This is a genomic window from Mobilicoccus caccae (assembly GCF_030161635.1).
Taxonomy (GTDB): Bacteria; Actinomycetota; Actinomycetes; order Actinomycetales; family Dermatophilaceae; genus Mobilicoccus; species Mobilicoccus caccae.
The window spans coordinates 2396945-2409202 of record NZ_BSUO01000001.1; the positions used below are offsets into that span (position 1 = coordinate 2396945).

The following is a 12258-nucleotide window of genomic DNA, read 5'->3' on the forward strand; positions in this document are numbered from 1 at the left end:
CCTCCACATCGCGCATCAGTGCGCAATCCGATTGTTGACAATCGGAATGTAGCCGCACTCGGCCTTGCTGAACAGAGGCAATTCAGGAAAATGGCCCTACGACGACGATGGAGGTGCTAGCGAGTACCGAATTCACGTGCGCTCGTGACGAACATCGAGCACCCGCCGCAGTCCGTCGTCCATGTGCGCCACGAGCAACTGATCGGCCGTCTTCGCGTCCTTCGCGAGAATCGCTTCGGCGAGCGCGCCGTGTTCCCCCACCCGGTCCTCGATCCGCTGGTAGGTGATCTCCGTGGCGGCCAGGCACATCCGCACCTGGGTGACCAGCGAGCCGTGCATGCGCATCAGACGGGGACTCCCGGTCAGTGCCACGAGGGTCTCGTGGAACCGCATGTCCAGTGCCGAGACGTCGCGGGGCGCTCCTGAGCACTCCCGCATCCCGTCGACGATCGCGAGGAGTTCGCGGGCCGATTCCCCACGTCCGCTGCCGATCAGATGCTCGACGGCCGCCCGCTCCACCGCGCCTCGCGCCAGGTACATGTCCCGCACGGCGGGCTCGTCCAGTTCCATGACGAACAACCCACGGTTGCGATGGCCGACGAGCAGGCCCTCCTGAGTGAGTCGCTGCATGGCCTCCCGCAGGGGCCCGCGACTGACACCCAGGCTCCCTGCCAGCGAGGACTCCAGAAGCTGCTGCCCGGCAACGAAGTGGCCCTCGGCGATCGCCTCCCGCAGCTGATGGGCGATGAGCTCCGGTGTCGAGGCCCGCACGATGGGCGACAACGGTGAGGCATCGGGGTTCGCCGGGTGAGCCTCGAACGTGTCTCCTCCTCGAGGACCTGTCGCCCCACCCGCCCGAGTGCGCTTGCGTGAGTCACCGCTCTGCTCGGTCATCACGGCACCGTCGTTCAAGCCGCCGCCTCGTCAAGGGCGAGGTCGAGGGCGCGGGTCAGCCGGGCCACCCCCTCGCGGGTCCGCTCGGGGCTCGTGGAGGCGAAGCAGAGCCGGAACGCGTCTGCGAACTGCTGCGAGGGAGACAGGGCGGTCCCCGGGATGAACGCGACACCCTCGGCGAGCGCGATCTCGAACAGGCGCCGCGTGTCGACCGCGGCGTCCTCGCCCTGGAGCGTCACCCAGAGGAAGAACCCCCCTCGGGGTCGGTCGTCCGGACCCGGTCGCCGAGGTGCTCGGCGATCGCCTCCTGCATCGCCTCCTTGCGGGTGCGGTACTGCACGCGCAGCCCGGCGAGGTGCTCGTCGAGTCCCCCGCGGCGCAGGAATTCGGCCACGACGTGCTGATTGGGGACGTTCGTGCACGTGTCCATCGCCTGCTTGGAGTTGATGAGGAGCTGCCGCAGGCGGGCGTCGGCCGTCACCCACCCGACCCGTAGCCCCGGCGCGAGGATCTTGGAGAACGTCCGCACGGAGTACAGCAGCGGGTCGTCGCCCATGAGTTGGGGGAAGCTCGGGACGTCCTCGCCGGCGAACCTCAGCAGGCCGTAGGGGTCGTCGTCGACGATGATGCTGCCCCACCGCCGCGCGAGCTCGATCAGGCGCAGGCGTCGCTCGTGGGAGAGGGTGACACCCGAGGGGTTCTGGAAGTTGGGGATCGTGTAGATCGCCTTGGGCACCCGACCCGCTTCGGCAACAAGGCTCTCCAGTCGATCGACGTCGAGACCGTCGGCGTCCATCGGCACCTCGAGCAGGTCGGCGCCGTAGCTGAGCGCCGTGCCCGATCCGTTGGTGTAGGTGGGCGATTCGACGACCACGAGGTCACCGGGATCGACGAACAGCTTGAAGGCGAGGTCGAGTCCCTGCATCCCGCCGGTCGTGATGACGGTGCGATCCAGGTCGACCGGCTCGGCCTTGTCCGCGGTGTACTTGGCCAGTTGGTCGAGCAGGACGGGCTCGCCCTCGGTCGCGCCGTAGGTGAACGACGAGGCGTCGTACACGTCACCGGCGAGGTCGCGGAACGTCTCCCACGGCGTGACGTCTGGCGCGGGCGCCCCCATGGCGAACCGCACGATGTCGTGCTTCTGCCCGGCGAGCAGTGATGTCGAGGAGTCGATGACCGACCCCACCAGCCCGTCGGCGCGGCGTGCGAGGGGCAGCAGCCCGGCGTCGGCCGCACCGGTCACTCCGGCGGTCGGCGAGGGCGTGAGGTCGGAGATGGTGGTGAACACGGGTTCCTCCTGCGAGATTGCTGGTCAGGTGTGGATCAGGGCACGGGGGAAGGACGTGAAGGTCTCCACCCCGGTCGAAGTGACGCGGACCGACTCCGAGACCTCGTAGCCGAAGCCCTCCATCCACATTCCACAGATGACGTGGAAGGTCATGTTCTCGGCGAGTTCGTTCTCGTCCTCGCTGCGGATGCTCACGGTGCGCTCGCCCCAGTCGGGTGGATAGCCGACGCCGATCGAGTAGCCCAGGCGGCTGGGCTTCTCGAGGCCGTACTCGGCGAGCTTCCAGTTCCAGGCGTGCGCCAGAGACGCCACGGGCACCCCCGGCGCCGCCTCCGACAGCACCGCGTCGAGTCCGGCCGCGACGGCCTCCTCCAGGCGGAGCAACTCGTCCGAGGCGCTGCCGAGCATGATCGTGCGGGCCAGCGGCACGTTGTACCGCTGGTGGGCTCCGGAGAGCTCGACGACGACGGCGTCCCCGTCGGCGAACTCCCGCCCACTCCAGGTGAGGTGGGGGTGTCCGCAGACTCCGCGGTGGGCAGCATCGGGACGATCGAGGGGTAGTCGCCCCACGCGTCGCCGTCGCCGAGGGCCTGTGCCTGCATGATCTGAGCGGCCACGACGTTCTGCTGCACGCCCACCGCGACGGCGTCGATCGCGGCCTCCATCGCCTTGGTCGTCACCCGGGCGGCGGACCGCATGAGCTGGATCTCGGCGTCCGACTTGATCAGGCGCACCCAGTTGACGAGCTCGAAACAGTCGACGATCTTCCACTCCGGGATGCCGTGATCCAGCGCCCGGAACCCTTTGGGAGAGGTGTAGTGGGAGTCCATCTCCATCCCCACGACCCCCTTGGACGCGGGCGCCACGAGCCACCGCTGCCGCAGCGCGAACGACACCCAGTCGAAGGGGTGCAGGTGCGGACGCTGCACGTACCGCTCCGGGTACCCCACGATGTTCTCCGCCGGCAGCCAGGTCGTGCGATGGGCACCGTGGGCATCCATCTCGCGTGTGAACAACACCATCCCGCCCTCGGCCGGCACGAAGAGCATCTGCGGCACATAGAACGACCACGCGTTGTAGCCGGTGAGGTAGTAGATGTTGGCCGGGTCGGTGACGATGAGGGCCGACAGACCCTGCAGGTCCATCCGATGCCGGACCGCGGCGAGTCGGCTGCCGTATTCCGCCTGGGAGATGACGACCGGATCCACGGACGGTTCCTTTCTGCGAAGTGGGGTCCCCGGGTGGGACCGTCAGGCGCGCGGCATGGCGAGGTACTTCATCTCGAGGAACTCCTCGATGCCGACGCGTCCGCCCTCGCGACCCAGACCGGATTCCTTGACGCCACCGAAGGGCGCCGCCGGGTTGGAGACCAACCCGGTGTTGAGGCCGAGCATCCCGACCTCGACCCGCTCGGACATGCGGAAGCCGCGGTCGACGTCCTTGGTGAACACGTAGCCCACCAGCCCCCACTCGGTGTCGTTGGCGAGACGGATCGCCTCGTCCTCGTCGTCGAAGGGGATGACGGGAGCGACCGGGCCGAAGATCTCCTGCGACATCAGGGCCGACTTCGGCGACACGTCGGCCAGCACCGTCGGCGGGTAGAAGTACCCCGGCCCCTCCGGCGACTCGCCGCCACACACGACGCGTGCGCCGTGGGACACGGCGTCGGCGACGAGCTCCTCGACCTTGGTGCGTGCCTTCTCCTCGACCAGCGGACCGACCTGGGTGTCCGGGTCGGTGCCGTCGCCCACGACGAGCGCGGACATGCGCTCGGCAAGCTTGCGCCCGAACTCCGCTGCCACGCCACGCTGTACGAACATCCGGTTGGCGGCGGTGCAGGCCTCCCCATGTTGCGCATCTTGGCGACCATCGCGCCCTCGACCGCCACGTCGAGATCGGCGTCGTCGAACACGATGAACGGGGCGTTGCCGCCGAGCTCCATCGAAGAGCGCATGACGTGCCGGGACGCCTGCTCGAGCAGCTTGACGCCGACGGCCGTGGAACCGGTGAAGGAGATCTTGCGGGCCAGGCCGCTGTCCATCCACGGCTCGACGACCGAGCCCGCGCTGCTCGTGCAGACGACGTTGAGCACGCCCGGCGGCAGACCGGCCTCAGTGAGGATCTCGGTGAGGGCGAACGAGCTCAGCGGCGTCAGGTGTGCGGGCTTGAAGACCATCGTGCAGCCGGCCGCGATGGCCGGACCGATCTTGCGGGTGCCCATCGCGAGGGGGAAGTTCCACGGCGTGACCAACACACACGGGCCCACGGGCTCCTTGGTGACGATGATGCGGGTCTTGCCGTCGCCGCTCATCGTCGCATCACCGCCGATGCGCACGGCCTCCTCGGAGAACCAGCGGAAGAACTCCGCCGCGTAGGCGACCTCACCCTTGGCCTCGGCCAGCGGCTTGCCCATCTCGGTGGTCATGACCAGGGCCAGCTCCTCCTGGCGCTCCATGACGAGTTCGTAGGCGCGGCGCAGGATCTCGCTGCGCTCGCGGGGTGGGGTGCGACCCCAGGTGGCCTGGGTGCGGGCGGCGACCTCGATGGCGCGGCGCGCGTCCTCCTCTCCACCGTCGGCGATCGTGGCGATCACCTCGCCGGTGGCGGGGTTGACCACCTCGGTCGTGGCGCCAGAGGCGGCGTCACTCCATTCGCCGTCGATGAACAGGCCGGTCGGGACCTTGGCGACGGCCTGCTGGGCGGACGTGGCGGTGGTGCTCGTCATCGGATGTCCTTCCGTTCGGAGGGTTCGGCAGGGTACGGGGAGGGGCGGGTGTCGGCGGGTCTCAGGCGCCGCTGCCGACGACCTCGTCCATGGTGGCGGCGAAGCGCTGCACGCCGGTCTCGATCTCGTCCTTCGTGACGACGAGGGCGGGGATGAGCCGGACGACGTTGCCCATCGGGCCGCAGGTCAGCGTCAGCAGGCCGTTGCCGGTCGTCGCCTGCTGCACCGCGGCCGCGGTGGCGGCATCCGGTTCACCGCCCGGGGTCGTGAACTCGATCCCGAGCATGAGCCCGATCCCGCGGACGTCACCGATGACGGGGTGCTTCTCCTGCACCGTCTTGATCCCCGCCATCAGTTCCTCGCCGCGGACCCGGGCGTTCTCGACCAGGCCCTCGTCTCGGATGACGTCGAGCGTCGCGCACCCGGCCGCCGCGGCGACGGCGTTGCCGCCGTAGGTGCCACCCTGCGATCCGGGCCAGCCCTTGCTCATGAGCGCCTCCGACGCCGCCATCGCGCTGATGGGGAATCCCGAGGCGATGCCCTTGGCCGTGAGGAGGATGTCGGGCGAGATGTCGGAGTGCTGGTGGCCCCAGAACTTGCCGGTGCGCCCGCAACCGGCCTGCACCTCGTCGATGACCAGGAGGATGTCGTGCTTGTCGGCCCGTTCGCGCAGCCCCTCGAGGAACGCGGGCGGGGTCTGCAGGTAGCCGCCGTCGCCGAGGGCCGGCTCGATGAGGAACGCCGCCGTGTCGGCGGGCGCGGTGCGCGAGGCCAGGAGGAAGTCGAGCTCGCGCAGGCAGAACTCGACGGTGGTCTGCTCGTCCCAGCCGTAGCGGTAGGCGTAGGGGAACGGGGCCATGTGCACGCCGGCCATGAGGGGGAGAATCCGGCCGAGAACTTGGTTCCCGCCGTGGTGAGCGAGGCCGCGGCGACCGTGCGGCCGTGGAATCCACCCTGGAAGACGACGATGTTCGGGCGCCCGGTGGCCATGCGCGCCAGCCGGACCGACGCCTCGACAGCCTCCGATCCGGAGTTGGCGTAGAACACCGAGTCCAGGCCGGTCGGCAGCACCTCGCCGAGCTTCTCGGTGAGGGCGAGCAGGGGCGGGTGCATCACGGTCGTGTATTGGGCGTGGATGACCTTGCCCACCTGCTCGCGTGCCGCCTCGACGACGCGCGGGTGGCAGTGGCCGGTGCTCGTCACGCCGATACCGGTGGTGAAGTCCAGGTAGTCGCGGCCGTCGGTCCCGTGGATCCAGCTACCGCTCGCGTGGTCGACGACGACGGGGGTGGCTTGCTTCAACAGAGGGCTGAGGGAGGTCATGTGGCGATCCTCTCGGGCGCCACCGAGGATTGTCAACAATCGGACGTCGGCCTAGGGTGAAGATCGTGAACAGTGCAGATCAGACCCCCGCCCTGCGCCCGCACCTCACGAGATCCTTTCTCCCTCCGGTTCCCCCGTGGACGACGGACCGGCAACGTCCCCGCTCACGGTCGTCATCCTGACCGCTGACGGGACACCGCCGCCCACGAACGAGGACGCACTCCACCGGCTCGCCGACGTGACGGTCACCGACGCGGCCGGCCTCGCCGCGGCGCTGCCCGGCGCCGAGGTGCTCTTCATCTGGGACTTCTTCTCCGGTGCGCTCGCCGACGCCTGGCACGCCGCCGACTCCCTGCGGTGGATCCACGTCGCGGCGGCCGGGGTCGACGCGATCCTCTTCGACGGGCTCCGGGAATCCGACGTCGTGGTCACCAACGCCCGTGGCGTCTTCGACCGCCCCATCGCGGAGTTCGTGCTCGCCTCGGTCCTGGCCCACGACAAGCTCCTGCACGAGAACAAGGCGCTCCAGGCCGAGCACACGTGGCGTCATCGCGAACCGCGCCGCACCTCCGGCACCCGGGCGCTGGTCGTCGGCACCGGTGGCATCGGACGGGCGAGCGCCCGGCTGCTGCGGGCCGTCGGGATGGAGGTCCGGGGCGCCGGTCGGGTCGCCCGCGCCGACGACCCGGATTTCGGCGAGATCGTCGCGTCCTCGGAATTGGCCGCACACGTCGGCGACGTGGACCACCTGGTCCTGGCCGCGCCCCTGACTCCGCAGACCCGCGAGGTCGTCGACGCCGACGTGCTCGCCGCCCTGCCGACGCACGCGCATCTGGTCAACATCGGCCGCGGCGCTCTGGTGGACGAACCGGCCCTCGTCGCGAGTCTGCGCGAGGGCGGGATCGCCGCCGCGAGTCTCGACGTCTTCGCGGTCGAACCGTTGCCCGCAGACCATCCCTTCTGGACGATGACCAACGTCCACGTCTCGGCCCACATGTGCGGTGACGTCATCGGCTGGCGCGACACCCTGTCCGACCAGTTCGAGGACAACCTGCGTCGCTACCTCGCCGGTGAGGACCTGCCCGACCCCGTCGACAAGAGCAGTGGTTACGTCCCCTCGCGCTGATCGCGGTCGCAGTGCGGCCGGCCGGACCTCGGCCCCGCTGCATCATGAGTCGGCGAGGCGGCAGCGTCATCGTCGGCCTGTCCGAGGGTCGGTGTGTGGGCGACGCGCCCCCTCGCGACGATCAGCGCCACGGCGCCCGCAACCCCGGTGACGACTCTGTGCAGGCGGCCGACGGAGTACATCCCACGACCATAGGCGTGGACCCCGACGGCGACGCCCCGCAGGTCCTCACAGGACACCCTCGGTCACCGGCAGGGCTCACGCTCACGTCGGTCGGCTGCTGGAGGGGTGCCGGCGATGGGCGCCCCACCTCCTCACGAACGGGGCTCCCCCGATCGGGGACGCTTCTGCCCGTTGGCGCGCAGTCGCGCCTTCTTCTCGCGGTTTCCGCACGTGTTCATGTCGCACCACCTGCGGCTGCGACTTCGGCTGGTGTCGAAGAAGGCAGCTCGACAGGTCGGCGACGCACACAGGGCCAGGCGCCCCTCTCGTTCTCCGGAGATGATCTCGATCGCATCGGCGGCGATCACACCGAAGGCGTCCTCCACGTCGGAACCCGGGTCGAGCAGCCATCTTCGCGCGCCGTCAGGAGTCAGGACCGCCGTGGCCCGACCGACGGCGCTGCGGTGGTTGAGGACCCGGACGGCGGACGCCGGGAGCGCCTCACCGGATGCCGCTGCCGTCGCGGCGAGGTGGATCGACTCCCTCAGTTCTCGGGCGAGCTCGAGGTGCGCGTCCGTGCAGGAGTCGACGGCGAGGCCACTCATCGCCAGCCAGTCGGCCAACCGCCGTGGCATGGGGATGCGCTCCACGACCGTGCCGCGCCGTTCGGTCAGGGTCCCCGTGAAGCTCGTCGCAAGGATGCTGCCGACGCGGAAGTCGGGAAACTCGGCAGGCACGGGAACCACCTTAGCCGGTTGCTGCTGGTGGCCGTCGATGGTAGAACCGTCATTGCCGGTTCACGTGAGCCGCTTCGCTCGGCCAGGAGGCCTCATGCCACGATCGACCAGCAACGACATCCGACGTTTCGACGGCCGGGCGACCGACACCGACCTCGAGGATCTGCGCACGCGCCTGGCAGCCACGAGATTCCCCGAAGCCGAGACGGTCCGAGGCGCTCCGCGGGACCCCTCCGATGGGACCAAGGCGTGCCCCTCGAGGACCTCGTGACCCTCGTCGACCACTGGCGGACCGCGTACGACTGGCGATCGTTCGAGGAGCGCCTCGACCGGATCGGCCAGTTCCGCACGACCATCGACGGTCTGGGAATCCACTTCCTGCACCGCCGCTCCGATCGCGACGACGCCGTCCCTCTCGTCCTCACCCACGGGTGGCCGGGCAGCGTCGCCGAGTTCGTCGACGTCGTGGACGAACTGACGCATCCCTCCGATGCGGACGCGCCGGCGTTCCACGTCGTCGCGCCGTCCCTGCCGGGATTCGGTCACAGCGACAAACCGGACGCCCCCGGATGGGGAGCCGAACGGATCGCGGCCGCGTGGGTGGAACTGATGGGACGCCTGGGGTATCCGCAGTTCTTCGCTCACGGCGGCGACTGGGGAGGCGTGATCACCACGATCCTCGGCGGCAGGTTCCCGGCGCACGTTCTCGGCATCCACACGACATTCGCCGAAGGGCCGCCCGGCCTGACGACGGAAGGCCTGACGACAGCGGAACGTGCCTGGGTCGAGGAACACCGCGACTTCTGGCGTCACCGTGCGGCGTACGCCGAACAGCAGGCGACGCGACCCCAGACGATCGGCTACGCGCTCGTGGACTCACCCGTCGGGCTCCTCGCCTGGATACTCGACAAGTTCGCCGAGTGGAGCGACACGCAGGACAGCCCGTTCGAGACGACCTCGAGGGACCGGCTGCTGGACAACGTGACGCTCTACTGGCTCACGCGGACCGGGGCCTCGTCGGCCCGCATCTACTCCGAGAGCCACGACTCCCTCGACCCCGCCCTCCGGGTCGACGTCCCTTGCGCGATCACCATGTACCCCCGCGACCACGGCTCGAAGTGCCCCCGCCCGTGGGCGCGTGAACGATACCGCCGGATCGTCCGGTGGAACGCACCGGAGGTCGGGGGTCACTTCCCCTCGCTGGAGGTACCCCGGTACTTCGTCGCCGATCTGCGAGCAGGCATGACTGCGGTGCGGGCCGCTCGCGAGTAACCGCGGTCGACCCGACGCCTGCTGCCCACGGGAGCGTCGGAGAGAATCAGCCATGGTCTTCCACGAGAGCTGGGTGGAGCGGCAGATCCGCGAGGCCACCGAGCGCGGTGAGTTCGACGGGCTTCCCGGTTCGGGAAAGCCCCTGGACCTGCACGACGTCGACGACCCGGACTGGTGGGTCAAGCGCTTCCTCGACCGCGAGGGGCTCGACGCGTCGGCGACGATGCCGCCGGTCATGCAACTCCGAGCCGAACATGCCGGTTTTCCCGCCTCGCTGGTGGACGTGACCCGCGAGGACGCCGTCCGCGAGATCCTGCGTGACTACAACCGGCGGGTGGTCGAGGATCGGCTGCGGCCGGTGATCGGGCGGGCGATGCCCGTGGTGGCTCCCCGCGTCGACGTGGACGAGATGGTGTCCCATTGGCGTGAACTCCGCGATCTGCGTGCGCTCGATGAGATCCAGGAGGCGCCGACCCAGACTGCGGACAGCTCGAGTGCGCCTCCCCGACCCGGCGCCTTCGACGCTGGTGGGGTCGACTGCGGGGACGGCGACGGGCGCGGCCCGCTCTGCGCGAGGGGCCTCCTGCCTGGGAGGACCGGTAGGACCGATACGTCCTGAGCCGGGCGTCCCCACCCGTTAGCGTGACCGCCATGGAGATCCCCCAGTCGCGACGTGGCGACGTCGTCGAGACCCTGCACGGCCGCCGGATCGCCGATCCCTACCGGTGGCTCGAGGACCCGGACTCACCCGAGACCCGGGCCTGGGTCTCGGCGCAGAACGCGGTCACCCGCGTCCACCTCGAGGGCCTCGCGTCGCACACCTGGTTCTCCGACCTCCTCCGCCGGATCGTCATGCGCCCGGTAGCGACACCGCCGTTCCACTGCGCGGGGTGGTACGTCGTCTCCCGCGGTGATGGGTCGGGGCCGCAGAACACCTGGTACATCGCCCGGACTCTGGCAGAGCTCGAGGCCGGTGGTGACGTGCTGTTCGAGCCCTCCACCTGGTCGAGCGACGGCACGACGTCGATCTCCGGGTTGTCGGTCAGCCGCGACGGAGCACTGGCCGCCTACTCCCGCAGCGCCGGCGGCTCCGACTGGCAGCAGGTGTACGTGCAGGACCTGCACACCGGCCGGGCCGTCGAGGAGGCCGTGCTCGACACCAAGTTCAGCGACCTCATCTGGCTGGGCGATGACCGCACGTTCCTCTACACCAGGTACGTCGACTCACGCGCCGAGGGAACTGCCACCGCCGCCCTGCCCCGGCCGATCCTCATGAGCCATGAGGTCGGCTCCGATCCCGCCGACGATGCGCTCGTCCTCGAGTTCCCCGACGATCCGCGGGTGTCCATGTGGCCGAGCGTCTCGAGCGACGGCCGCTGGTTGGCGATCAGCATGAACCGGGGCACGGAGGACCGGTACAAGCTGTGGCTCTACCCCCTGCGAGGAGCGGATCTGAGCGAGCCCGTCAAGGTGCTGGACGACTTCACGGACGACGTCGGCGTCGTGGACGTCGTGGACGACATCCTCTACCTCGTCACCGATCGTGACGCGCCGCGCAGCCGTGTGGTCTCGTTCGACCTGTCGAGTGACGGGGCAGCCTTCTCCACCGTCGTCCCCGAGAGCGACAGCACGCTCGTCAGGGCCGTCATCACCGGCGACGTGATGGTCACCGAGCACCTGGAGGACGCCGCGCCGGTCCTCACACGGTGGACGCGTGGGGGCGACGAGCTCGGCAGGCTCCCGATCATCGGAGGCACCGTGCTGGTCCTCGACGGCGAAGCAGGACGAGACGAACTCCTCGTGACCGTCAACTCGGTGACCTCCCCGGCGCAGTCGTTCGTCGTCACGCCCTCGAACGGACAGGTCCGAGAGCTGTCGTTCATCCCCGGCGAATCGTGGACACCGCCGGAGGTCCGCGTGACGCGACACCGAGCCACCAGCGACGACGGCACGCGAGTGCCCTACTGGCTGATCCGATCCGCGGACACCGAGGGCTCGGTGCCCACCCTGATGTACGGCTATGGCGGCTTCAACGTCCCGCTCGGCGCCTCGTACTCCCCGATGAACATCGCCTGGGTCCAGGCCGGCGGAGCGGTCGCCATCGCCAACCTCCGCGGTGGGGGTGAGTTCGGCACCGAGTGGTACGAGCAGGGCAAGCTGCAACACAAGCAGAATGTCTTCGACGACTTCGCTGCCGTCGCACGGCATCTCGTCGACGAAGGGGTGACGAGCCGGGCGCAACTGGCCGCATACGGCGGCTCCAACGGCGGACTCCTCGTCGGAGCCTTGATCACCCAGCACCCCGACCTCGTCGCTGCGGCCGCGCCGATGGTCGGCGTGCTCGACCTGCTGCGGTTCCACCGGTTCACGATCGGATCGTCATGGATCTCCGACTACGGGGATCCTGACGTCGCCGAAGACTTCGAGGTCGCTCTCGCCTACTCACCACTCCACAACGTGCGGGAGGGGACGGCCTACCCGGCGACGATCGTCGTCACCGGCGATCACGACGATCGCGTCGTCCCGGCCCACAGCCACAAGTTCACCGCCACCCTCCAGCACGCCCAGGCCGGAGGAGCCCCGGTGCTCACGCGGATCGAGACCTCGACGGGGCACGGCGCGGGAAAGCCCAAGCCCGTCCAGGCGCAGGAAGCAGCCGACGTCCTGGCCTTTCTCGCTGCCCACACCGGCCTCGACCCCGATACCGCGTCACGATGACGAGGGTGGTCGG

The 12258-nt window shown here is 69.5% G+C and carries 6 protein-coding genes and 4 pseudogenes; 4 read left to right on the forward strand and 6 right to left on the reverse strand.

The features are described 5' to 3' along the window. Window positions 1-132 precede the first annotated feature (132 nt). From QQK49_RS11715 to QQK49_RS11735, 5 genes and pseudogenes are all read right to left on the reverse strand, one after another. The gene (locus QQK49_RS11715) at window positions 133-894 is read right to left on the reverse strand and encodes a GntR family transcriptional regulator (protein WP_284304077.1); all 762 of its coding nucleotides are present in this window, start codon (window positions 892-894) and stop codon (window positions 133-135) included. 14 nt (window positions 895-908) lie between these two features. Beyond that, window positions 909-2137 (reverse strand): annotated as a pseudogene (locus tag QQK49_RS11720) (aminotransferase-like domain-containing protein). Between the two features lie 69 nt (window positions 2138-2206). After that, window positions 2207-3327: pseudogene (locus QQK49_RS11725) on the reverse strand (M24 family metallopeptidase). 105 nt (window positions 3328-3432) lie between these two features. Then, window positions 3433-4907 (reverse strand): annotated as a pseudogene (locus QQK49_RS11730) (NAD-dependent succinate-semialdehyde dehydrogenase). Window positions 4908-5061: 154 nt separating this feature from the next. Next, window positions 5062-6230, reverse strand: a pseudogene (locus tag QQK49_RS11735) (aspartate aminotransferase family protein); the annotation flags it as partial. A gap of 136 nt (window positions 6231-6366) precedes the next feature. Between QQK49_RS11735 and QQK49_RS11740 the strand changes: the two are divergent. Beyond that, window positions 6367-7356, forward strand: a complete 990-nt coding sequence (locus QQK49_RS11740; protein WP_284304078.1) for a D-2-hydroxyacid dehydrogenase — start codon at window positions 6367-6369, stop codon at window positions 7354-7356. A 314-nt stretch (window positions 7357-7670) separates the two neighbouring features. Here the strand turns inward: QQK49_RS11740 and QQK49_RS11745 are convergent, their stop codons facing one another. Further along, window positions 7671-8255 carry a CGNR zinc finger domain-containing protein gene (locus tag QQK49_RS11745; protein ID WP_284304079.1) on the reverse strand — a complete coding sequence of 195 codons (585 nt, stop codon included), beginning with the start codon at window positions 8253-8255 and terminating at the stop codon, window positions 7671-7673. Window positions 8256-8504: 249 nt separating this feature from the next. On the opposite strand from QQK49_RS11745, the gene QQK49_RS11750 reads away from it, so the two are divergent. From QQK49_RS11750 to QQK49_RS11760, 3 genes are read left to right on the forward strand one after another with little or no spacing between them, the layout of a single operon-like run. Then, a complete protein-coding gene (locus QQK49_RS11750; protein WP_284304080.1) occupies window positions 8505-9527 on the forward strand; it encodes an epoxide hydrolase family protein in 1023 nt (340 codons plus the stop codon). A gap of 52 nt (window positions 9528-9579) precedes the next feature. Beyond that, window positions 9580-10146 (forward strand): DnaJ family domain-containing protein, encoded by a 567-nt coding sequence (locus QQK49_RS11755; protein WP_284304081.1) that lies wholly within the window; start codon window positions 9580-9582, stop codon window positions 10144-10146. Between the two features lie 32 nt (window positions 10147-10178). Then, window positions 10179-12245, forward strand: coding sequence for a prolyl oligopeptidase family serine peptidase (locus QQK49_RS11760; RefSeq protein WP_284304082.1), 2067 nt, complete (start codon window positions 10179-10181; stop codon window positions 12243-12245). Window positions 12246-12258 lie beyond the last annotated feature (13 nt).